Consider the following 19,232-nt stretch of genomic DNA (forward strand, 5'->3'; position numbering starts at 1 on the left):
TCGAATACTAAAAGCCCATCCAATTCGTCGCGGGGCCGCGGGCTCGTCCGTCGACCGATCCCGGAAGCTACACGGGGGCGAAGTCCTAAGCTCCGACGATGACATCCGGGAGACGCCGCGGGGCCGCGTTGGCGCTGGGCGCGCTGGTCTGGATCGCGATGACGGGGACCGCAAGTGCCCACGGCGGCAGCCTGGCCGGTGGCGGCCGCGAGTCGCTGACGATTCCGACGTGGCTATTCCTCTCGACCGGCGGTGCGGCCGTCGGCGCGTCGTTCCTGCTGGCCTCGTTCGTCACCGACCGGGCCTTCGTCGAGCGCGTCCACGACTGGGGAACACCGCTGGTGGAGGACGGCACCGGCGCACTCGCGCTGGCCGGCCGCCTGCTCGGCCTCGCCGGCCTCGCCGCGGTCTTCGTCGTCGGCTTCGCCGGCCCGACGACCGCCCGAACCAACCTGGCCATCCTGCTCGTCTGGGTCGGCTGGTGGGCCGGGCTGGCGATGACGACGTACCTCGTCGGTAACGCCTGGGCGACGCTCAATCCGCTGAAGACGCTGGCCCGACTGCTTCCCACCCTCGACCGACCCTACCCAGACCGCGTCGGAGCGTGGCCGGCGGTCGGCGGTCTGCTCGCCCTGGTCTGGCTCGAAGTCGTCAGCCCGCTGGCCGACGAGCCGCGACTGCTCGCGTCGGCGGTCCTCGGCTACTCGGTCCTGACGCTGGCCGGCGCGGTCGTGTTCGGCCCGGACGCGTGGTTCGACCGCGCTGACCCCGTCGAGCGGGTCTTTCGCTACTACGGCCGCTTCGCACCGATCGGCCGGACCGAGGACGGGCTCCGGCTCCGCCTCCCGGGGATGGACCTCTCGACGCCGCGGCTCGTCGACGGCCCGGACGAGGTGGCGTTCGTGGTCGCCCTGCTGTGGGTCACGACCTACGACGGCCTCGTCACGACGCCGGCCTGGCGAGACCTGACCACGCCGCTCGTGAACGCGGGCGTTCCGCCGCACCTCCTGTACCCGGTCGCGCTCGCCGTCGGCTTCGCCGCGTTCCTCGGCGTGTACCGGCTCGCGGTCCGACGGTCGCGCGAGGCCGCCGAGACGTTTTTCGCCCCGTCGGTGCTCGCCCGGCGGTTCGCACCGCCGCTGATCGCCATCGCCGTCGGCTACCACTTCGCGCACTACCTGGGCTACTTCCTCGTCCTCGCGCCGTCGCTCGCCGTCGCGCTCTCCGCGCCGTTTTCGAGTCCCGCGACGGTCCCCGTCGTCGACCTCCCGGGCTGGTTCGGCGGGGTCGCGCTCGCGTCGGTGATCGTCGGCCACCTGATCGCCATCTGGGTCGCCCACGCCGCCGCCTACGACCTCTTTCCCGAGCGTTTGCAGGCCGTGCGCTCGCAGTACCCGTTCATCGCCGTCATGGTGTTCTACACGATGACGAGCCTCTGGGTCGTCTCCCGTCCGGAGGTGCCACTGCCACACCTATGACAGACACCGACCCTACGACGGACGACGGAAAGCGAGAAGCCCCGTCCGCGAGCGACGCGACGGGAGACGACCGGTACGATGTGCCACCCGGTGCGGAGACGTACGACTGCCGGTACTGCGGTCGGCCGTTCACCGACGAGACCCGGCTCGCGCTCCACCGCGGTCTCGACCACCCCGGCGACCTCGACGACGACGAGGTCGAGGCGTTCCGAACCGCCTACGAGGCCGAAGAAGACGCGCTCACCACCTTCCGACTGCGGGCGCTCGGCGCGCTCGTCTTGCTCTACTTCGGCCTCCTGATGGTCTATGCGCTCGTCTGAGGGCGCCCGCCGTCCCCGCGCCCCGGAAGCGACACGTTGATGGAGCGCAGGCGACCAAACAGTGGGTATGGACCTTCGCGTCATCGACAAGTCTGACACGGAACTCTCTATCGAGATCGCCGGCGAGGACCACACGTTCATGAACGTCATCAAGGGGGCGCTGCTGGAGACCGACGGCGTCACGGCGGCGACCTACGACGTGAACCCGGAGCAGTCCGGCGGCCAGACGGACCCGGTACTGACGATCAAGACCGAGGAACACGTCGACGCGCTGGACGCGCTCGAAGACGGCACCGACCGCGTCATCGAGAAGGCCGACAGCTTCTCAGCGGCCTTCGAGTCGGCCGCGTAAGCCGTCTGTTCTCCCGCCCTCTCGGTCTTTCTTCAGCACAGCACGTACGTGACGAACACGCGTCCGTCCGGGCCGACGTGGACGTCGACGCCGATCGTCCCGACCTCGGCGGGGCGCACCGGGTGCCCGCGCTCGAAGTAGCTATCGACGAGTGCCGTCGCGAGCGCGGTCTCGTTTCCGAACTGCTCGACGGACCGCGGCGGCCGGTCGTACGCGACCTCGTAGTGGACGACCGACGGCCGCTCACAGGCCAGCGCGAACCGCGAGACGCCCTCCCGGGTGGGCGGCTCCGCGTTCTCGTAGCGGACGCCGACGCGGCCCTTGTTGTAGTAGGCCGCGGCGTCGTCGGCTGTCCCGTTCCGGGTCACGGTCCCGCCGCTGATAGTGGCCCGCCTGACGTTGTACACGTCGACGTAGGCGTCCTCGACCTCGGCGAGCGAGAGCGAGCCGACGGAATCGCCCTGACCGGGGGCGTCGGGAATCGGCGGCGGGCCGGCGGACGTCTCGGGCGCGAAGCCCGGGAGCGGCACGCCGGCCACGAGTCCGAGGAGGAGGATGCCGATGACCAGCGCCACGGTGACGTAGCCGACGACGTACTTGGCTTCGAGCACGTCGAGCCAGCCGGTCTTGATCTCGTCCAGGGGATCCTCCTCGGGCGGGCCGGTCCGCCGTTCGAAGTTGCTGCCGCCACAGCGGTTGCACGGCGGCGAGTTCTTCTGGTGCTGGCGACCGCAGTCGAGACAGACCCACCGCGGGCCGCCCTCGACGACCTCGTGGTTGACCTGCGTGACCGCCTCCTCGAAGGTCCCGTGGCCGCAGTTGTCACACGGCGGGTCGTTCTCCTCGTGTGGTTTGCCGCACCACTCGCACCGCCATTTCATTGCGATAACTCGGCGACGCGGACACAAAGCCTGTCCGATGCCGTCCCCGCCACGGTCACACCTCCACGGTTCGCGTGACGTCGGCGTCCACGTCGAAGTGCCGCCCGTCGCGGAACACGTCGTAGCCGTACGCCAGCAGCGAGAGCGACCCGACGGTCATCGCGACGAACATGACGACCTCGGTCTGCGTCGCGGTCCCGGCGACCACCGCCGGGCCGTACATCGCCGGCCAGGCGAGGGCGAACACCGCGTACGAGACGCTGACGAACAGACGCCAGGTGACCGTCACTGGACCGACCGACACGGCCGCGAGGGTCCCGGCCAGGAGGAGGCCGCCGCCGGCGACGAGCATCCCGACCAGGACCGGACTCACGACGAGCGCGCCGACGCCGAAGAAGGCGAGAAACGCGGCGAGGAGGGTCAGGTCGAAGAGGCCGAGATAGCGATAGGTAGACTGCTTCATACACGATCATCGACACGACCGGCCCTAAATGTTGGTGGCGACGAGTCGCCTCGGTTACAACCGCACCGGAATCCCCTTGCTGTCCAGGTACTCCTTCGTCTCCTCGATGGAGTACTCGCCGAAGTGGAAGATCGAGGCCGCGAGGCCGGCGTCCGCGCCGGCGTCGACGAACACCTCCTCCATGTCAGCGGGGCTGCCACAGCCGGAGGAGGCGATGACCGGCGTCGAGACGGTGTCACAGACGGCTTTCATCAGCGGGATGTCGTAGCCGTCCTTGGTCCCGTCGGCGTCGATGGAGTTGACGAACAGCTCGCCCGCGCCGCGCTCCTCGGCCTCGGTGGCCCACTCGACAACGTCGAGGCCGGTCCCCTCGCGACCGCCCTTCACTGTGCACTCGAACCAGCAGGATTCCCCGTCGACCTCGGCGTAGTACTCGCCTTCGTCGTCGAAGCGGCGGCGGGCGTCCACGGAGATGACGATGCACTGGCTGCCGAAGGCGGCCGCGCCCTCGTCGATGAGTTCGGGTTCGGCGATGGCCCCGGAGTTGATCGAGACCTTGTCCGCGCCGGCCCGCAGCGTCTCCTTGATGTCGTCGCGGGTGCGGATGCCGCCGCCGACGGTCAGCGGGATGAACACCTCGTCGGCGACGGCGGAGACGGTGTCCAGCATCGTCTCGCGGCCCTCGGCGGAGGCGGTGATGTCGAGGAAGACGAACTCGTCCGCTCCCGACTCGTTGTAGGCTTTGGCCATCTCGACCGGGTCGCCGGTGTACTCCAGGTCTTCGAAGTTGACGCCGGTGTAGACGGCCGCGTCCCCGTTCTCGTCCACGTCCACGTCGATGCAGGGGATGATTCGCTTGGTGAGGGTCATCTGTTATCGGTGGGTTCGACACAGGGCCGTTTGACGGTTTCGGCTGGCGCAAGCGGCCGGCGCGAGCGCGGCGACCGCCTCGCCGCGCGGGCGAAATCCGACAGCTACAGGTAGGTCGCTCGAAAAGCCTCGCGCATGGCAGACGACCACCACGAGGAGGAGCGTCCGGACTACGACCCCGAACACGTCGAACTCCCCGCGAAGGAGCCGCCACTTCGCTCGACGGCCCCCCAGAGCGACTTCACGATGTCGCAGGTCGGGACCGGCATCGTCGTGACGCTCGTGGGACTGGCGCTGACGTTCGGCATCGCGCTGGCGCTGGCCTGAGCAGGTCGGTCCGACCACGTCGGCCGGCACGAGTATCAATTCTGATATCTCTGGAGAGAGTATATACGGTTCCACGCGAATAACTGTTGTACAATGTCGCCCCAGTCAGGCGCGAGTACGGGGGTCGCAACGGGAACGTCAGTGGCGACCGCTGGTCGACGCGCTGGCCGGGAGGCGACCAGAACTGCTCGTGACCGGCTGGACGCCGAGCGAGTGGACTTCTGTCAGGTGTTCGCCGCCTCGGCGCTCGACGCCGAGGCGGTCCTCGCGGCCGTCCGCGAAGTCGTCGACGCGGAGACGACCGTCGTGGGCTGTTCGGCGACCGGAACGTTCACCGAGGAGCGGACGATGGACGACGGCGTCGCCGTCGCGCTCGTCACCAGCGACTCGTTTCGCTTCGACGCCGCCATGGCGACCGGCCTGAGCGAGAACGTCCAGGGGGCGGTGCGGGACGCGGTCCGCGCGCTCCCGGACGACGTGGACTACCCCTACCAGTCGGCCATCGCGCTCCACGACGGGCTGTCCGGCATCGGCGAGCGACTGGCGCTAGCGATTCAGCGGCGATTGGGTCCCCACGTCGGGTTCGCGGGCGGTGCGGCCTCTGACGACTACCAGATGGAGTCGACGCCGGTGTTCTGCGACGACACGGTCGCCGACGACGCCCTCGCGCTGGTGCTCGTTTCTGGCGAACAGCGGGCCGTCATCTCGATGGACCACGGTCACGAGCCCGTCTCGGGGCCGCGGGTAGTGACCGACGTATCGGGAAACGTCGTCCGCGAACTCGACGGCCGGCCGGCGTTCGAGGTCTGGAAGGACGCCGTCCGCGATTCTATCGCGGAGCGGTTCGACGTCTCCGTCGACTCGCTCGACCCCGGCTCCGACGAACTGTACATGCTGCTCGGCGCGTACGAGTTCGGCATCGACCAGGGCGACGCGTACAAGATACGGTGGCCACGTGCCTCCGTCGCTGAGGAAGGTGCGCTCAAGTTCGCCGTCGACATCCCCGAGGGGACCGTCCTCCGCGTGATGTACGGAAGCCGGGCGGACCAGATCGAGTCGGCCGGTCGGGCCGCGCGTGAGGCGGTCGAACTGAGCGACAGCGACCTCGCCGGGGGGTTCGTCTACGACTGCGCGTGCCGCGAGTTCGTCCTTCAGGACGCCTTCTCCGAGGCGGTCGACGCCATCGACGACGGGCTCTCGGCCCCCTTCGCCGGGTTCGAGACCTACGGCGAACTGTGTATGCAGATGGGACAGTTGAGCGGCTTTCACAACACTTCGACGGTGCTGTTTGCGTTCCCCGAGTGACCATGGACCGGACAGAACTCGTCTCGAAGTTCGCGGAGACGGTCGGGGTCGAGAAGGCGACGGCACTCGTCGACGAGGCCATGTCCGACATCGGCATCGCGAACGAGGCGTCGCTGACAGACACGGACGCCCGGGACGTCTGTGAGGTCATCCAGCACGATAGCGAGGGCTACATCGCGCTCGTCGCGAGCGAGCTCCGCGTCCGGCTGGCGGCCGAGGAACGCTTCGACGCGCTGCTCGAAAACATCCCGAACCCGGCGGTCGTCGTCGAGTTCGATCAGCGCGACCCCCGGGTCACGTCCGTCAACGAGGCCTTCGAAGCGGCCTTCGGCTACGATCGGAGCGACGCGGTCGGCGAATCTCTCCTGGCGCTCGTCGCGCCGACCGACTACGAACCGGGCGACGTCGCGGCCGACTGGCTCCGGGACTCCGGGAACGCAGAGACGGAGGTGACGCGAGTGACCGCCACGGGCGAGGCGCGGACCTACCTGTTCCGGAGCGTCATCGTCAGCCGCGACACCGGCGACGTGGAGGGGTACGGGATCTACACCGACATCACCGACCGCAAGCGCCGCGAGCAGCAACTCGAACACCAGAACGAACGCCTCGACGAGTTCGTCAGCATCGTCAGCCACGACCTGCGGAACCCGCTGAGCGTCGCCTCGGGGCGCGCCGAACTGCTGCTCGGCACTGCCGAGGACGAGGCGGTCCGCGAGGGACTCGAAGCGATTTCCGACGCGCACGAACGGATGGCGCGACTGCTCGACGACCTGCTGACGCTCGCCCGCCAGGGCCGGGTCGTCGGCGAGCCGACGACGGTCGACCTCGCGACGGTCGCGACGGACGCCTGGCGGCAGGTCGAGACCGCCGAGGCGACGCTCTCGGTCGAGACCGACGCGACCATCGAGGCAGACCCCGACCGCCTCCAGCAGCTGTTCGAGAACCTCTACCGGAACAGCGTCGAGCACGCCGGCTCGGCCTGCGAGGTGGTCGTCGCCGACGCCGAGCCGGCCGGGCAGAACGGTTTTTCCGTCGCCGACGACGGCCCCGGGATACCGCCGGACAACCAGGAGCGGGTGTTCGAACACGGGTACTCGACGGACTCCGATGGGACGGGTTTCGGCCTCTCCATCGTCCAGAGCATCGCCGAGGCCCACGGCTGGTCGGTCACAGTCTCCGAGAGCGAGATGGGCGGTGCGCGGTTCGATATCCGCTGGTAATCAGGCCAGTTCGTCGTCGATGACCGACCGCAGCTCGGCGATCTCCTCCGCGTGGTACTGCAGTCGCTCGTCGTTGACGGTGACGTCCAGGTGGTTCGAGCCGTTGGCCTCGCCGAGTTCGGTCACCGGCGCGACGCCGTCGAAGGCCTCGCGGACGGCCGACGGGTCGGTCGTCTCGAACACCACACGGCCGGGGCGTTCGTTGAACAGGAGGCGCTTTCTGGTCCCGCGGTCGACCGTCTCGATCTCGACGGTCGCGCCGGCGTCCTCGTGGACCATCTCGGCGAGTGTCACCGCGAGGCCGCCGTGGCTCACGTCGTGGCTGGCGAGGACGTGGTCGGCGTCGGCCACCTCGGCGACGGTCTCGACGAGTCCAGTCGAGTCGGCCGGAAGCTCCGGGAAGCGGTCCGTGCCGCCGAACTGGGCGGTGTACTCGGAGCCGCCGAGCCGCGGGTCGGACTCGCCTTCGAGCGCGCTGTCGCCGACGACGACGAGCGTCCCCTCGCCGGAGAGCGACATCGGCGGCGCGTCGTAGCCCTCCTTGACGCCGACGAGCGCGAGCGTCGGCGTGGGCGGGATCGGTCCCGTCTGGGAGTCGTTGTACAGCGAGACGTTGCCGCCGACGACCGGCACGTCGAGGTCGCCGCACATGTCGGCCAGCCCGTCGACGATACCCTTGAAGCCGCCGTACACGTCGGGCTTCTCGGGGTTCCCGCCGTTCAGACAGTCCACGGCCGCGTGGGGCGTCGCGCCCTTCGCCGCGACGTTCGTGGCGTTTTCGAGCGCGACGGCGCGAGCGCCCTCGTACGGGGCGGCGTCGGTCCAGTTGGGGTCCGCGCCGGCCGAGAAGGCGAGTCCGGTCCCGGCTTCGCGGACGGCGAGCAGCGCCGCGTCGTCCCCGGGCAGGACGCTGGTCCGGACCTGCACCTCGTGGTCGTACTGGCGGTACACCCATCGCTTCGAGGCGCAGTTCGGACTGCCGACGATCCGCTCGAAGGCCTCCTCCAGCGCGACCGTCGGGAGGTCGCGCTCCTGCTCTCGGGGCTCTTCGCTCGGGAGGTCGTTCATCGGCGCGCCGTCGCCGAGGAACGCCGCGTCCACGTTGACGACGGTCTCGCCCTCGAACGTGCAGACGTAGTTCGTCCCGGCCTCGGTGAGTTCGCCGATGACCGAACAGCCCAGGTCGAATCGCTCTGCGAGGGCGGCCACGCGGTCGACGTTCTCCGGCGCGACCTCGTACACCATCCGCTCCTGGCTCTCGGCGAGCAGGTACTCCATGGCGTTCATGTTGGGCTCGCGCTCGTGGACGCGGTCGAGTTCGATGCGCGCGCCGAGGCCGCCCTTCGCGACGAGTTCGGAGGACGCGCCGCCGAGGCCGGCCGCGCCGAGGTCGCGGGCCGACTCGACGAGGTCCTCGTCCAGGAGCGCCTCGTTGCACTCGATGAGCAGTTTCTCGGCGTAGGGATCGCCGACCTGGACCGCCGGTCGGTCTTCGGTCTCGGCGTCCTCGGCGAGGTCCTCGCTGGCGAAGGAGGCCCCGCCCAGGCCGTCACGGCCCGTCGCGTTGCCGACGAGGACGAGTTTGTTGCCCGGCTCCTGCGCCTCAGCGGTGATAGTCCGCTCGGGCTCCAGCAGGCCGATACAGGAGACGTTCACCAGCGGATTGCCCTCGTAGTCCTCGTGGAAGGCCACGCTGCCGGCGACGGTCGGGACGCCGATGCAGTTGCCGTAGTGCGAGATGCCCTCGACGACCCCTTCGAGGAGGTAGCGAGAGTGCTCGCGCTCGAAGTCGCCGAAGTACAGGCTGTCGGCGAGTGCGATAGGGTACGCCCCCATCGAGAGAGTGTCGCGAACGATGCCGCCGACGCCCGTGGCCGCCCCGTCGAACGGGTCGACGTAGGACGGGTGGTTGTGGGACTCGACGCCCATCGTGATGTACATCTCCTCGCCGTCGCCGTGAGTCGGCAGGGAGACGACGGCGGCGTCGTCACCGGGACCGATGACGACCTGGTCGCCGTCGGAGTCGAACGCCGAGAGCAGCGGCCGCGAGGAGCGATACGCGCAGTGTTCGCTCCAGAGGTTCTCGAAGAGAGCGGCCTCCGCTCGCGTCGGCTCCCGACCGATCTCGTCGACCACGATCTCGTGGTCCGCGTCGGACAGGCTCATTACCTCCCCCTGGCCACCGGCCGGATAAGTCCCTTTCCATGCGCCTTTCGCTGCGCGAACGCGTCCGCGCGCCGCTCTCGTTGTATCAGTCACAGATACGTCCTGCATCGCTCCGTGAACCGCTCTGGCCGTAGTTTTCAAGTACTACTATCAATTCCGAACCTACTGATTTAGCAGCTTGTTGGGTAGTATCTGGCTGAGAAACGGGCTCAGTCGGAATCTTCGACGGTTTCTGAGTTGCCAAAATATCAAAATCGAGAATGAATACTAGAGATATATGTGGTCGCCGGTCGGACCTTCAGGTAATGGCATCTGCCGAAGCGAACTGGCTGACGCTCGAGGGGAGTTCCTTTTCGGAGCGGTCCTTCTCGGGCGCGTGGCTGCTCGCACTGGGCACCTACGGCGTCGGCGACATCGTCACGACCATCGCCATCGTCTACTTCGTGCCGATGTTCACCGAGGCGAACCCGGCGGTCCGGTGGGCGATCGAGTCCTTCGGCGGCGGCGGGTTCCTGGCGCTGAAGCTCCTCGTCATCTACTGCTGTATCGGGGTGAGCATCTGGGGCGGCGTGCTCGACGAAGACCCGCTGCTGTACTACGGGCCGCCGGCTCTCCTGACCGCGATGGGCCTGGCCGTTACCTGGCTCAACCTCGGGCTCCTGTTCTCCTGAATTACGCTTCCCGCAGGACGATCGGAACCGCGAATTCGATCCGGTCGCTCTGAACCTCGTTTCCGGCCGATTCCGGGAGCGATACGGCTATCTGGACCGTCGCCCGACTCCCGGCGTCGAGCGTCTCGGCCCCTCGAACCGACGCCCCGTCTAGCGACGCCGCGCTGACGGTCGAGTTCGCCGACCCGAACAGGTACTCGCGCGTCCCGTCGGGATACTCGACCCACAGGCGGACGCGGAGGTGGTCTGACAGCTCTCCGGACGCGTTGGTGTCACCGGCCGCTCGCTCGGGTTCCTGCAGACCGTTCTCGTCGTCGGACACGGACGCGTTCGAAACGCCGAGGGTTCCAGACATCGAGCCGCTATTTCGGACGACGACCGAGCCGGTCGACCCGTCGCCGGGCGTGAGGTCTGCGACGCGTATCAGCACCGAACGCCCGTCAACGGCGAGGTCAAGTGAGTCCGCACCGCGACCGCCGTCGCCGCCCGTTGAACCACCTGCCGAGCCACCACCCCCAGAGGGGTCTGGTCCCGCATCGACGGCTGCCTCGTCGGAGTCCTCGGGTGTCGGCGTCGGTGTCGGCGACTCCCGCGAGTCGGGCTCGTCGGTCCCGTTCGTCTCTGTCCCGCTCGATCCGTCACCGGACTCCGTCGGTGTGGGCGTCGGGGTCGGTGTCCCGTCGACCGCCTCCGGTGTCGCTTCGATGACCGGTTGGTCCGGCGTCGGCGGTGGTGCCGACCCGTCGCTCGTCAGGCCGAGCGTCCCGACACCCGTACCGATGATGACGAGCACGAGGAGGACGAGGAACGCCAGTATCCGTTTGTTGTAGTTGCCGTCGTCGTCCCGGATGATCTCCCCCCGCATCAGTGGCCCTCCAAACCGCCACCGCCGGACGTACCGGCCAAAACGACCCCGAGCACGACCCCGGTGGCGAGCCGCGAGACCGGGTCGAGTCCGATCACGGGTCGCCACCGTCCGTCGCCGCAAGCAGGTCGCGCAGTTCGAGGACGACGAGCAACAGGGCTGGGACGATGACCAGCGACAGCAGTCCCAGTCTCGTCTGGGAAAACGAGATGACGTAGCCGATGTAGGGCACGCTGAACGTGACGACGCCGATGACCTCGTTCGGCGCGACGAGCGACGGGTCCGGATCCTCGTTCGCGTCGCCCTGCGTCTCGAAGCGCCGTTCTCCGTCTCGCTCGACGACGTCGACGACTCGATGCGTGACTCGCGTGTTCTCCCCGCCGGGCGAACGGTCGTAAGTGATCACGTCGCCCTCTGCGATCTGGTCGACAGGGACGCCGCTGACGAACACGACCGCTCCGGCGTCGATCGTCGGCGACATGCTCGACGACAGGACGACGTAGCTCTCGTCTGCGCCCACCGCTTGCGGGACGGCCGCGACGACGAACACGCCGACGACGAGCACCAGGACACAGAGGCCCAGCCAGTTGCCGATTCGACGCCAGTCGATGCCCGTCTCGCTACTGTGAGTCATGCTGATTGAGCTGGAAGGTAACGGTGATCGCCACCCCTTCCTTTTTGAACTGATTCCCGACGTTCTGCAACTGGAAGCCGACGGTGAAGTCCGCCCCGCTGGCCGGGTCGGGGAGGTCGATGAGGTCGTTCGGCGTCGTCTCGCCTCCACTCCGGTCGTTCGTGGCCAGGTCGTGCAACGTCGGCGGAGAGCCGTCGGTAATCTGGCCGGTTCGGTCCGTCCCACCGTAGGTGAGCGTCGTGACGTCCAGTCGCTCCGCGACCTCTCGCGCGGTCTTCTTCGAGTTGTTTCTCGCGTCGCTGTTCGTATACTGGACGTCGACGTCGAGCGACCCGGGGAGCGAACCGGCGTTTACCAGCGTGACCGTCCCTTGCGTCGTCTCACCGGGTGCGAGCGACGCGCTGAAATCGAAGGCGGCGGTTCCGTCGAAGCCCAGAGTGAGCGTCCCCGTCGAGACCTGATTGTCGCTGCTCGCTTCTGTGTCGGTGAAGTACGCCGCCGTCCCGGCCCCCGCGGCGGCGCTTGCGGTCCCGGCGGTAACGAGACCGCCGAGCAGTCGCCTGCGCGTGATCGTACTCTTTCTATCCACGTGTTTGGCCGTGTGTAGAGGGGTCGATTCCAGACGGTGACCGTAGCGAGCCGACCATCGTGGGCATTCATGAGACCGGTTCACCGGACCCATGACGGTGTTTCCCGTCGACTTAGAAGGTCGGGCCCTGGTTCGTCGCGTCGCTCTGTTGGACGCCGAAGGCCACCTCAATGTCAACGCCGTCCTCTTGGCCGGCGTTCCCGAGGTTCTCGTCTAGCGTCCCGGCAATGTGGACTCGAACCGTATCCCCGCCCTGTAGCGTCGCGTAATCGTTCTGGCCACTCAGCCCGTCAGCGATAACATCGTCCAGATCGACACCGCTGACCTCGTATTGGCCGCCATCGTCAACGGTCGCTGAACTGAGATCGATGTCCGTGTTGATGTCGCCACCAGGTGAGTCCGCACTCAAAAGATCGTCCTGCGGCCCCGATGAGCCCGGATTGATTTGTACGTACGCGGTGTCGACGCTCAGTGCGGACGCGAACTGAGCCGCACTGAGATCGGTGTTAGAGGGGTTATCCTCGCCACCACTGTCCGGATCAGTCGAAGGCTCTTGCAGTCGAGCGTCGAGGTTCAGGTCGACACCGTCGATGGAGCCGTCATAGGTCGTCTCGATCTGGAGTGTGAACGAATCGCCGGGCGCAAGATTATCGCCCAGAGAGGAACTGCCGGTAACACTCGCTTGGTTAAGATCGACCGTCCCAGCCTGGACCGTGTTGTCCGTGCTGGTCTCCGTGTCGCTGAAGAACGCGAACGTCCCGGCACCCACTGCCGCGCTCGCCGCACCGACCGTAACGATACCACCCAGTACTCTGCGTCGCGTCACTGCGATATTCTTGTCTGACATATGTCTCTCATCGTGGAGATTGAGAGGCTCCACCAGCCCACCAAGCCCAATCGGATTCCCCCATCCAGTAAGCTCGGTCTACTGAACGTAGTGTGGTCTGCTGTATAAGTGTTTATTGCTTTTCGGCTGCCGATACGGCCGATTGCGGGACTTTTCGGATACCGTGAATCTACGACTGGCCTGTCCAATCCCCGACGTTAGGAGACGATTACTGGCGAATACGACGCGATGCCGCCGCCGTCAGAAGGGCACGTCGTCGGTCGCGTCGACGCCGGTCTCACTTCCCACGGCGTCCGTCTCGTGCTCGTCGGGGTCGACCGCGCCGGTCTCCCGATACCTGGCTTCGAGGTCCCGGAGCCGCTCGTTGATCGCCTCGCTCTGGTGGTGCATCGCGTCAACGCGGACGCGCACGACGTCGTACTCGTGTCGGTCCGACAGTCCGTTCCAGGCCCGGAACGCGCCGACGGTGAGCGTGTCGCTCTGCGGGCAGAACTCGGTCGTCGGCGTGAACGCCGCCCGCAGTACCTTGCCGTCCGCCTCCCGGGCGTAGCGGAACCCGGAGTCAGGGTGTCGCTGGTCGAGGTTCAACTGCGCCAGGTTGTATCCGAAGGTCATGTCGTAGACGCCCCGCTCGTCGAACAGGTCCATCGTGAGCCGGTGGAGCGCGGCGTGGTCGGTCCCGGTCAGCACGTCCGCGTCGGTGAGGAAGGGACCCGGTTCGGGAAGGTGGTCGGGAACGAACTCGTCGTACCCATCGAAGCCGACGTCCGTGCCGCCGCGCAGGCCGGAGAGGAAGCTCATGTCTCTTGATTCGTCGGCAAGCCACGGGGGCGTATCCCCGAACGTGTTCGGAGCAAACGGCTCCACCGGGCCGGGCGACCGGAACGGTATGGTCGCGACCAGCCTCGACGCGGAGCGCACGTACGACGACGAGCGGTTCTCTGCACAGACGATCCACGAGACGGACGAGCAGAAGGTGGTGCTCGGCTACTTCGAGCCCGGACAGTTCATCCCCGTCCACAGTCCGGACAGCGCCGTCGCGATCACCGTCGTCTCCGGGTCCGGAACTGTACGCGACGGGTCCGACGAACACGACGTGGGACCGGGTGACGTGGTGGCCGTCCCCACCGGCGAGGCACGGGGAATCCGCGCGGAGGGAGAGCGCCTGGAGGCCACGCTCGTGACCGCGCCGCCACCGACGGACGCTGAGCACGACCCCGTGCGACGCGGCCTCCGCGAGGGAACGTTCGATCCAGCGTAGCGAACGTGTTCGGCGCAATCCCCTCCACCGTCACCGTCGAATCGTCAGACGATGCCAGAGACGACACTCGACCTCCGTGAGATCCCGCCGCCGGAGCGCCACCCGATGATCCACAGCGCGTTCGACGCGCTCGAATCCGGCGAGACGCTCCAGATCGTCAACGACCACGAGCCGAAGCCGCTGTTCTACGAGATGCAGGCCGAGGTCGACGCCTTCGACGCGGCGAACTACCAGTGTCGACAGGAGGAGCCACAGAAGTACGTCGCCGACCTCCCGAAACGATGAGCGATCAGTCTGCGGGCACAGAGCGGGCGTCGCTCTCTGACGGCGAAGGCGGCCGGACGCGGCTGTTCGAGGGCGAACCGAAGACGGTTCACCTGTCGCTCGAGGCCGGTGAGTCGATTCCCCGCCACCAGCACCCGGACCGCGACATCGTCTTTCACCTCCTCTCGGGTGCGGTCGACCTGACGCTCGGCGACGAGACGCTCTCGCTCACCGCGGGCGAGGTCGTCCGATTCGACGGGGAGCAGGACATCTCGCCGGCGGCGACGGCCGACAGCGAGGCGCTACTCGTCCTCGCATCGGCGTAGGTCGCCGGCTCACTCGAACAGCGACAGCGCTGTCGCGACGGCCTCGCCGTCGCCCCGGCGCGCCGCGTCGCGGAGGCTCTCGTGGGGGACTGCGAGCAACTGCTCGACCAGTCGGTCACCGAGACGTTCGACCGCCGCGCGCTGTTCCGGCGTCAGTTCGTCGGTCGCTTCGAGGCGCGACAGCGCCCGTTCAAGTTGTTCGGCGCGGATCTCCGCACCGCGCTCGTCGATCCTGGCGATAGCTTCTTCCACGTCCGGCCGCGCCTCGACCTGCTCGGTGTTCACACTCATCGTGACCAGATGACGGTGACGGTAGCGTCGTCGGTTTCGAGGGTCTCGTAGGCGTAGCCGCGGTCCTCCAGCTTCGGATAGAGGTGCTGGGGAGCGCGGTCGTTGTACTGGACGAGGACGGTATCGCCGTCGAGTTCCGCGAGGCGTTCGAGCGTCTCTTTGAGCGGTCCCGGCGGCCCCAGCGACCGCACGTCGAGTCGGTCGGTCGGAGCGTCTGCTGGCGCGTCGGTCTCGGCGATAATGGGTGCCACGTCGGCCGGCTCTCCCTGGGTCGGTGCCATACAGGCGGTTCGGACTCGGGCGCGCCCAGCGTTGTCCCGAACACGTTCGGCCACACTGCCAGCAATTTCGACGGCGTACGTTCCGGTAATGAGCGGAATCCCCGGAGACATCGACGCGTCGAGCGGTCCGCCGATGACCGTCCCGCTGCGACACTTCGTGGTCGGACTGGCGTTCCTCGTGGCCGGCGTCGCCGTCGGCGCGGTCGACGGCCGCGCGGGTCACCTCGCACAGGTCCACCTCCTGCTCGCCGGCTGGGTCTGTCTCACCATCATGGGCGCGATGACGCAGTTCGTCCCGGTCTGGGGCGGCGTCGCGCTGTACTCGCGGCGGCTCGCGGTCGTCCAGTTACCGCTGGCGGCCCTCGGATTCGCCGGTCTAGCGGCGGGGTTCCTCGGGGGGTGGCCGCTGTTGCTCCCGGTCGCGGGCACGCTCGCACTCGCCGGCGCGTGGGTCTTCGCGTACAACGTCGGGCGGACGCTGCTCGGCGTCGACGTGGACGTGACGGCGGCTCACTTCGGCTGGGCCCTCGTGTTCTTCCTGCTGGTCACCGCCGCGGGATTCGGACTCGCGCTGGACCGCGCCGTCGGCATCCTCTCCGCCGCGGGGCTCTCTCGCGGCAGCCTCCTCCTCGCCCACGCCACGCTCGCGGTGTTCGGCGTCGTCCTGACGACCGTCGCCGGCGCGCTGGCCCAGCTCGCTCCGATGTTCACGCAGGCCGAGGACCGACGATCCGAGGAGAGCCTCCAGCGGGCGGAGACGGTCGCCTACCCGCTCGGCGTACTGGCGCTCGCGGGCGGCCGGCTCCTCGGGAACGAACTGCTCGCCCGCGCCGGCGGCGTGGTCGTCGTCGCTGGCCTCGCGGTGGTTGCGGTCGTCCTCGCACGGCGACTCGCCGGCGCGCGCGTGGATTGGACGCCGATGCTGACCCGGTACGCCGTCGCGGCCGTGTCGCTGCTCGCCTGGGCCGCGCTGACGGCGGTTCACTGGTGGCGCGACCCGCTGTCGTACGGCGGGCTGTTCGGCCGGCCGTCGCTCGTCCTGCTCGTCGGCGGCGTCGGTTTCGTCGTCCTCGGGACGCTGTATCACGTCGTCCCGTTCATTGTCTGGGTCCACCGCTACAGCGACCGGTTGGGATTCGAGGCGGTTCCGATGATCGACGACCTCTACGACGGCCGCGTCGCCGCCGCCGACGGGACGGCGCTCGTGCTGGCGTACGCGCTCCTGCTCGCAGCACAGCGGGTCGCGCTCGGGCGCCCGCTCGTGGTGGCTGCCGGGGCGGTGGCGCTCGTCGGCGTGGCGCTGTTCGCCGGAAACCTCGTCGCCGTCCTCGTCGAACACGGCCCGCGGTCGCTGCCGTCGCTGCTACTCGGTCGCGGGGGTCCGTCGGCCGACGCCGAGGACCCGTAGTTCGGTCACTGCGCCTCTGGTCCCTCGGTGTACAGCGAGTACGTCAGCACCAGAAAGCCCGCCGCGGTGAACAGCGACTCTATCGTCACGCTCACCGTCACCGGGATGCCGATGACCTGGTGAAGCGTCCCGGCGAGTATCGCGCCGGCCGTCACAAGTCCAATCCCGATCCAGAGCGCCCGCATCGCCGGTGCGTTCGTCCGCCTGTAGGCGCGATACGTCATCGTCGTCAGGACTGCCCCACAGCACAGTGTGACCGTCTTTGCGGCGACCAGCAGAACCGTGTTCGCACCCAGCATACAGCGAATCGAACCGGGACCGGGATATACGGACAAGCGCGTTACCAGCCGCTGGGAACGGTCACTGGACGTACAGCGAGTAGAGGATGATGCCCAGCCCGATCGCCGTCAGCGCGCTGGACGTGAAGACGCTGACCGAGAGCAGGTCCTGACCGACGAACTGGCTGACGGCGATGTCGAGGACGCCGCCGGTGACCGCCCCCAGCGTCACCACGCCGAAGCCGTAGGTCAGCCACTTGTGTTGTGGGCTCCCCGTCCGGTTGTACGCCTGGTAGGAGTAGTAGGTGATCAACCCACCGAGGATGAGGATGAGCGTCTTCGAGACGACGATACCGACCTGGGAACTGATGATGTGTGGCATGATTAGGTCTCCTTTCGAACCTCCGACCAGAGGTTCTCGAGTCGCTGGTCCGGCGTCCGGGCCCGGTGCGAGATGTCGACGGTGAGCGAGCGCTCCTCGTCGAGCGCGATGACGACCTCTTCGAAGTCGATGGCGTACCGGCTGGCGTGTTGTCCGTCCGAGCGTACCTCCACGCCCTCGTACAGCAGGGACGACTCCGTCAGCAGTTCGAGCTTGCGGTAGGTCGTCGACAGCGGTACGCCGCTCTGCTCGGAGATCTCGCTCGCCGTCAGTGGCTCGTCGAGCACGCTGACGATAGCCCGGCAGTCCTCGTCGTCGAGCGCGTCGAGAACCGTCTGCAACTCCGGCGTCTCCTCGTCAGCGAACGGGTCCCGGACCATCCTTGTCCGGAACTGCCCGCCGGACACCTTTAATCTAACCGACTCGGCTTCTCTGCGCCCGCGTCTAACGGCCTGAGATCGGACCGACGCCCGCAGTATTCGGGGCCGTTATGATGAACGTATACTCGCGTTCCCAGCCGGTGAGAACGGTTCTGCAGTCATGGGAACCCCCTCCGGGGGGTTTATACTGCGGGTCATTAGGTCCACTTGCACATGGACGATTCCCTGATCGGCGCACCCGGCTCCGGTATCTCTCGTCGCGACTTCGTGAAGGCATCGGGCCTCGGCGGCACGCTCGCGCTCGCGGGCTGTACCGCCCCCGGAGACGCCTCGACCGAGCAGCAGATGGGCAACACCGACACGACGCCCGCCCAGAGCAGCGACCTCCCGACCACGTCCCCGCCGGAGGTCGTCGACGTCGACGAGCAGGGCGGCGAAGTCACCATCTCCTCTCTCCCCGCCCGTCACGACGCTCATCCCGGCGAGTCGATGGGAGGTCCCGTGGAACTCCCGCAGGTATGGGCGTTCAAGGCCGACGACGGCGACCCGAGCGTCCCCGGTCCGATCCTCCGCACGACGGAGGGCGAAGACATGGAGGTCACGCTGGACAACACGGGCGGCATGCGCCCGCACACGCTGCACTTCCACGCCGTCCAGAAGAAGTGGGAGGACGACGGCGTCCCCACGACCACCGGCATCCGCGTCGACCCCGGCGAGAAGCACACGTACACCATTCCGGCGAACGTCCCCGGCACGCACCTCTATCACTGCCACTACCAGACGCCCCGGCACCTCGACATGGGGATGTACGGCATCTTCCGCGTCGATCCGAAGGGGTACGAGCCGGCCGACAAGGAGTACTTCGTGACGCTGAAGGAGTGGGACTCCCGGCTGAACCGCCAGATGGCGGGCATGGACGCGAGCTACGACCCCCGCAACCGCAATCCCGACACGTTCACTATCAACGGCAAGTCCGCGCCCCGCACGCTCCACCCCGAGGACGGTTCGCCCATCATCGTCGAGCGGGGCGACACGGTCCGCGTCCACCTGGTCAACGGCGGCTACATGGACCATCCGATGCACATCCACAACCACCGCTTCCAGGTCGTCGCGAAGGACGGCGGCGTCATCCCCGAGGCCGCCCGGCACGACCAGGACGTGACCAGCGTCCCGCCCGCGGGCCGGCACACGCTCGAGTTCGAGGCCGACGCCGACCCAGGTATCTATCTGATGCACTGCCACAAGGTCAACCACGTGATGAACGGGAGCGCCTACCCCGGCGGGATGGTGTCGGCCGTCGTCTACAAGGAGGCGATGGACACCGACATCTTCGAGCAGCTGATGGAGTACGCGGGCTACGAGGGCTGAGAGCG

Annotated in this window: 26 protein-coding genes; 12 read left to right on the forward strand and 14 right to left on the reverse strand. The window is 67.8% G+C overall.

All coding sequences use genetic code 11. The annotated features are described in order from the left end of the window. Positions 1–98: 98 nt before the first annotated feature. The 3 genes from GM656_RS07580 to GM656_RS07590 all read left to right on the forward strand — a co-directional run bounded on the left by GM656_RS07580 (position 99) and on the right by GM656_RS07590 (position 2,150). The gene (locus GM656_RS07580; protein ID WP_162413055.1) at positions 99–1,478 is read left to right on the forward strand and encodes a hypothetical protein; all 1,380 of its coding nucleotides are present in this window, start codon (positions 99–101) and stop codon (positions 1,476–1,478) included. Then, the gene (locus tag GM656_RS07585; RefSeq protein WP_174242946.1) at positions 1,475–1,798 is read left to right on the forward strand and encodes a C2H2-type zinc finger protein; all 324 of its coding nucleotides are present in this window, start codon (positions 1,475–1,477) and stop codon (positions 1,796–1,798) included. The genes GM656_RS07580 and GM656_RS07585 overlap by 4 nt, the downstream gene beginning before the upstream one ends. Positions 1,799–1,865: 67 nt before the next feature. Then, positions 1,866–2,150 (forward strand): DNA-directed RNA polymerase subunit L, encoded by a 285-nt coding sequence (locus tag GM656_RS07590; protein WP_162413056.1) that lies wholly within the window; start codon positions 1,866–1,868, stop codon positions 2,148–2,150. 32 nt (positions 2,151–2,182) lie between these two features. On the opposite strand, the gene GM656_RS07595 is transcribed toward GM656_RS07590, so the two are convergent. The 3 genes from GM656_RS07595 to hisF are packed head-to-tail and all read right to left on the reverse strand — an operon-like array spanning position 2,183 to position 4,364. Next, positions 2,183–3,031, reverse strand: coding sequence for a toprim domain-containing protein (locus tag GM656_RS07595; protein ID WP_162413057.1), 849 nt, complete (start codon positions 3,029–3,031; stop codon positions 2,183–2,185). Positions 3,032–3,086: 55 nt separating this feature from the next. After that, a complete protein-coding gene (locus GM656_RS07600) occupies positions 3,087–3,494 on the reverse strand; it encodes a hypothetical protein (RefSeq protein ID WP_162413058.1) in 408 nt (135 codons plus the stop codon). A gap of 54 nt (positions 3,495–3,548) precedes the next feature. Then, positions 3,549–4,364 (reverse strand): imidazole glycerol phosphate synthase subunit HisF, encoded by an 816-nt coding sequence (gene hisF, locus GM656_RS07605; RefSeq protein ID WP_162413059.1) that lies wholly within the window; start codon positions 4,362–4,364, stop codon positions 3,549–3,551. 135 nt (positions 4,365–4,499) lie between these two features. Here hisF and GM656_RS07610 point away from each other — a divergent pair, with 135 nt between their 5' ends. The 3 genes from GM656_RS07610 (at position 4,500) to GM656_RS07620 (ending at position 7,216) form a co-directional block, all read left to right on the forward strand. Further along, positions 4,500–4,691, forward strand: coding sequence for a DUF7550 family protein (locus GM656_RS07610; protein ID WP_162413060.1), 192 nt, complete (start codon positions 4,500–4,502; stop codon positions 4,689–4,691). Positions 4,692–4,784: 93 nt separating this feature from the next. Beyond that, positions 4,785–5,996 carry an FIST signal transduction protein gene (locus GM656_RS07615; protein WP_162413061.1) on the forward strand — a complete coding sequence of 404 codons (1,212 nt, stop codon included), beginning with the start codon at positions 4,785–4,787 and terminating at the stop codon, positions 5,994–5,996. A gap of 2 nt (positions 5,997–5,998) precedes the next feature. Next, entirely contained in the window at positions 5,999–7,216 is a 1,218-nt protein-coding gene (locus GM656_RS07620) for a two-component system sensor histidine kinase NtrB (RefSeq protein ID WP_162413062.1), read from the forward strand. On the opposite strand, the gene purL is transcribed toward GM656_RS07620, so the two are convergent. Beyond that, positions 7,217–9,382, reverse strand: a complete 2,166-nt coding sequence (gene purL / locus GM656_RS07625) for a phosphoribosylformylglycinamidine synthase subunit PurL (protein WP_162413063.1) — start codon at positions 9,380–9,382, stop codon at positions 7,217–7,219. Between the two features lie 305 nt (positions 9,383–9,687). Between purL and GM656_RS07630 the strand changes: the two genes are divergently transcribed. Further along, positions 9,688–10,053, forward strand: coding sequence for a hypothetical protein (locus GM656_RS07630; RefSeq protein WP_162413064.1), 366 nt, complete (start codon positions 9,688–9,690; stop codon positions 10,051–10,053). Position 10,054: 1 nt separating this feature from the next. Here GM656_RS07630 and GM656_RS19210 read toward each other — a convergent pair whose 3' ends face one another. From GM656_RS19210 to GM656_RS07655, 5 genes are all read right to left on the reverse strand, one after another. Then, a complete protein-coding gene (locus tag GM656_RS19210) occupies positions 10,055–10,918 on the reverse strand; it encodes a hypothetical protein (RefSeq protein WP_194242950.1) in 864 nt (287 codons plus the stop codon). 94 nt (positions 10,919–11,012) lie between these two features. Beyond that, positions 11,013–11,552, reverse strand: coding sequence for a signal peptidase I (locus tag GM656_RS07640; RefSeq protein WP_162413065.1), 540 nt, complete (start codon positions 11,550–11,552; stop codon positions 11,013–11,015). Next, positions 11,539–12,141, reverse strand: coding sequence for a TasA family protein (locus tag GM656_RS07645; protein ID WP_162413066.1), 603 nt, complete (start codon positions 12,139–12,141; stop codon positions 11,539–11,541). Before GM656_RS07645 ends, GM656_RS07640 begins: the two co-directional genes overlap by 14 nt. A gap of 112 nt (positions 12,142–12,253) precedes the next feature. After that, positions 12,254–13,021, reverse strand: a complete 768-nt coding sequence (locus GM656_RS07650) for a TasA family protein (RefSeq protein WP_162413067.1) — start codon at positions 13,019–13,021, stop codon at positions 12,254–12,256. A gap of 207 nt (positions 13,022–13,228) precedes the next feature. Then, positions 13,229–13,789, reverse strand: coding sequence for a hypothetical protein (locus GM656_RS07655; RefSeq protein WP_162413068.1), 561 nt, complete (start codon positions 13,787–13,789; stop codon positions 13,229–13,231). 88 nt (positions 13,790–13,877) lie between these two features. On the opposite strand from GM656_RS07655, the gene GM656_RS07660 reads away from it, so the two are divergent. Genes GM656_RS07660 through GM656_RS07670 form a run of 3 tightly spaced genes read left to right on the forward strand, consistent with a single transcriptional unit; the run spans position 13,878 to position 14,839 of the window. Further along, positions 13,878–14,249: a cupin domain-containing protein gene (locus GM656_RS07660; protein WP_162413069.1), complete on the forward strand. Its 372-nt coding sequence runs from the start codon at positions 13,878–13,880 to the stop codon at positions 14,247–14,249. A 51-nt stretch (positions 14,250–14,300) separates the two neighbouring features. Beyond that, positions 14,301–14,534 carry a DUF2249 domain-containing protein gene (locus tag GM656_RS07665; protein ID WP_162413070.1) on the forward strand — a complete coding sequence of 78 codons (234 nt, stop codon included), beginning with the start codon at positions 14,301–14,303 and terminating at the stop codon, positions 14,532–14,534. Next, positions 14,531–14,839: a cupin domain-containing protein gene (locus tag GM656_RS07670; RefSeq protein ID WP_162413071.1), complete on the forward strand. Its 309-nt coding sequence runs from the start codon at positions 14,531–14,533 to the stop codon at positions 14,837–14,839. The genes GM656_RS07665 and GM656_RS07670 overlap by 4 nt, the downstream gene beginning before the upstream one ends. A gap of 9 nt (positions 14,840–14,848) precedes the next feature. Here the strand turns inward: GM656_RS07670 and GM656_RS07675 are convergent, their stop codons facing one another. Together GM656_RS07675 and GM656_RS07680 are read right to left on the reverse strand one after the other, a co-directional pair. Beyond that, positions 14,849–15,130, reverse strand: coding sequence for a glutamyl-tRNA reductase (locus GM656_RS07675; protein WP_162413072.1), 282 nt, complete (start codon positions 15,128–15,130; stop codon positions 14,849–14,851). Then, entirely contained in the window at positions 15,127–15,411 is a 285-nt protein-coding gene (locus GM656_RS07680) for a DUF2249 domain-containing protein (RefSeq protein ID WP_162413073.1), read from the reverse strand. The genes GM656_RS07675 and GM656_RS07680 overlap by 4 nt, the downstream gene beginning before the upstream one ends. A gap of 88 nt (positions 15,412–15,499) precedes the next feature. Here GM656_RS07680 and GM656_RS07685 point away from each other — a divergent pair, with 88 nt between their 5' ends. After that, complete coding sequence (locus GM656_RS07685; RefSeq protein WP_162413074.1) at positions 15,500–16,819, forward strand: hypothetical protein; 1,320 nt, start codon at positions 15,500–15,502, stop codon at positions 16,817–16,819. 5 nt (positions 16,820–16,824) lie between these two features. Here the strand turns inward: GM656_RS07685 and GM656_RS07690 are convergent, their stop codons facing one another. From GM656_RS07690 to GM656_RS07700, 3 genes are all read right to left on the reverse strand, one after another. Then, on the reverse strand, positions 16,825–17,118 hold the full coding sequence (locus GM656_RS07690; protein WP_162413075.1) for a DUF7521 family protein: 294 nt from the start codon (positions 17,116–17,118) through the stop codon (positions 16,825–16,827). Between the two features lie 61 nt (positions 17,119–17,179). Then, positions 17,180–17,479 carry a DUF7521 family protein gene (locus tag GM656_RS07695; RefSeq protein WP_162413076.1) on the reverse strand — a complete coding sequence of 100 codons (300 nt, stop codon included), beginning with the start codon at positions 17,477–17,479 and terminating at the stop codon, positions 17,180–17,182. A gap of 2 nt (positions 17,480–17,481) precedes the next feature. Then, positions 17,482–17,859, reverse strand: a complete 378-nt coding sequence (locus tag GM656_RS07700) for a helix-turn-helix domain-containing protein (protein WP_162413077.1) — start codon at positions 17,857–17,859, stop codon at positions 17,482–17,484. 213 nt (positions 17,860–18,072) lie between these two features. On the opposite strand from GM656_RS07700, the gene GM656_RS07705 reads away from it, so the two are divergent. After that, complete coding sequence (locus GM656_RS07705; RefSeq protein WP_162413078.1) at positions 18,073–19,227, forward strand: multicopper oxidase domain-containing protein; 1,155 nt, start codon at positions 18,073–18,075, stop codon at positions 19,225–19,227. Positions 19,228–19,232: the final 5 nt, after the last annotated feature.

Origin of the sequence: Haloarcula salina, from assembly GCF_010119195.1 — an archaeon.
In the GTDB taxonomy this organism is placed as follows: domain Archaea; phylum Halobacteriota; class Halobacteria; order Halobacteriales; family Haloarculaceae; genus Haloarcula; species Haloarcula salina.

What these genes read in the sequence shown, in the direction of transcription:
- GM656_RS07580 (WP_162413055.1), top strand. Translation starts at nt 99, where the DNA reads ATGACATCCGGGAGACGCCGCGGGGCCGCGTTGGCGCTGGGCGCGCTG.
- GM656_RS07585 (WP_174242946.1), top strand. Translation starts at nt 1,475, where the DNA reads ATGACAGACACCGACCCTACGACGGACGACGGAAAGCGAGAAGCCCCG.
- GM656_RS07590 (WP_162413056.1), top strand. Translation starts at nt 1,866, where the DNA reads ATGGACCTTCGCGTCATCGACAAGTCTGACACGGAACTCTCTATCGAG.
- GM656_RS07595 (WP_162413057.1), bottom strand. Translation starts at nt 3,031, where the DNA reads ATGAAATGGCGGTGCGAGTGGTGCGGCAAACCACACGAGGAGAACGAC.
- GM656_RS07600 (WP_162413058.1), bottom strand. Translation starts at nt 3,494, where the DNA reads ATGAAGCAGTCTACCTATCGCTATCTCGGCCTCTTCGACCTGACCCTC.
- hisF (WP_162413059.1), bottom strand. Translation starts at nt 4,364, where the DNA reads ATGACCCTCACCAAGCGAATCATCCCCTGCATCGACGTGGACGTGGAC.
- GM656_RS07610 (WP_162413060.1), top strand. Translation starts at nt 4,500, where the DNA reads ATGGCAGACGACCACCACGAGGAGGAGCGTCCGGACTACGACCCCGAA.
- GM656_RS07615 (WP_162413061.1), top strand. Translation starts at nt 4,785, where the DNA reads ATGTCGCCCCAGTCAGGCGCGAGTACGGGGGTCGCAACGGGAACGTCA.
- GM656_RS07620 (WP_162413062.1), top strand. Translation starts at nt 5,999, where the DNA reads ATGGACCGGACAGAACTCGTCTCGAAGTTCGCGGAGACGGTCGGGGTC.
- purL (WP_162413063.1), bottom strand. Translation starts at nt 9,382, where the DNA reads ATGAGCCTGTCCGACGCGGACCACGAGATCGTGGTCGACGAGATCGGT.
- GM656_RS07630 (WP_162413064.1), top strand. Translation starts at nt 9,688, where the DNA reads ATGGCATCTGCCGAAGCGAACTGGCTGACGCTCGAGGGGAGTTCCTTT.
- GM656_RS19210 (WP_194242950.1), bottom strand. Translation starts at nt 10,918, where the DNA reads ATGCGGGGGGAGATCATCCGGGACGACGACGGCAACTACAACAAACGG.
- GM656_RS07640 (WP_162413065.1), bottom strand. Translation starts at nt 11,552, where the DNA reads ATGACTCACAGTAGCGAGACGGGCATCGACTGGCGTCGAATCGGCAAC.
- GM656_RS07655 (WP_162413068.1), bottom strand. Translation starts at nt 13,789, where the DNA reads ATGAGCTTCCTCTCCGGCCTGCGCGGCGGCACGGACGTCGGCTTCGAT.
- GM656_RS07660 (WP_162413069.1), top strand. Translation starts at nt 13,878, where the DNA reads ATGGTCGCGACCAGCCTCGACGCGGAGCGCACGTACGACGACGAGCGG.
- GM656_RS07665 (WP_162413070.1), top strand. Translation starts at nt 14,301, where the DNA reads ATGCCAGAGACGACACTCGACCTCCGTGAGATCCCGCCGCCGGAGCGC.
- GM656_RS07670 (WP_162413071.1), top strand. Translation starts at nt 14,531, where the DNA reads ATGAGCGATCAGTCTGCGGGCACAGAGCGGGCGTCGCTCTCTGACGGC.
- GM656_RS07675 (WP_162413072.1), bottom strand. Translation starts at nt 15,130, where the DNA reads ATGAGTGTGAACACCGAGCAGGTCGAGGCGCGGCCGGACGTGGAAGAA.
- GM656_RS07680 (WP_162413073.1), bottom strand. Translation starts at nt 15,411, where the DNA reads ATGGCACCGACCCAGGGAGAGCCGGCCGACGTGGCACCCATTATCGCC.
- GM656_RS07685 (WP_162413074.1), top strand. Translation starts at nt 15,500, where the DNA reads ATGAGCGGAATCCCCGGAGACATCGACGCGTCGAGCGGTCCGCCGATG.
- GM656_RS07690 (WP_162413075.1), bottom strand. Translation starts at nt 17,118, where the DNA reads ATGCTGGGTGCGAACACGGTTCTGCTGGTCGCCGCAAAGACGGTCACA.
- GM656_RS07695 (WP_162413076.1), bottom strand. Translation starts at nt 17,479, where the DNA reads ATGCCACACATCATCAGTTCCCAGGTCGGTATCGTCGTCTCGAAGACG.
- GM656_RS07700 (WP_162413077.1), bottom strand. Translation starts at nt 17,859, where the DNA reads ATGGTCCGGGACCCGTTCGCTGACGAGGAGACGCCGGAGTTGCAGACG.
- GM656_RS07705 (WP_162413078.1), top strand. Translation starts at nt 18,073, where the DNA reads ATGGACGATTCCCTGATCGGCGCACCCGGCTCCGGTATCTCTCGTCGC.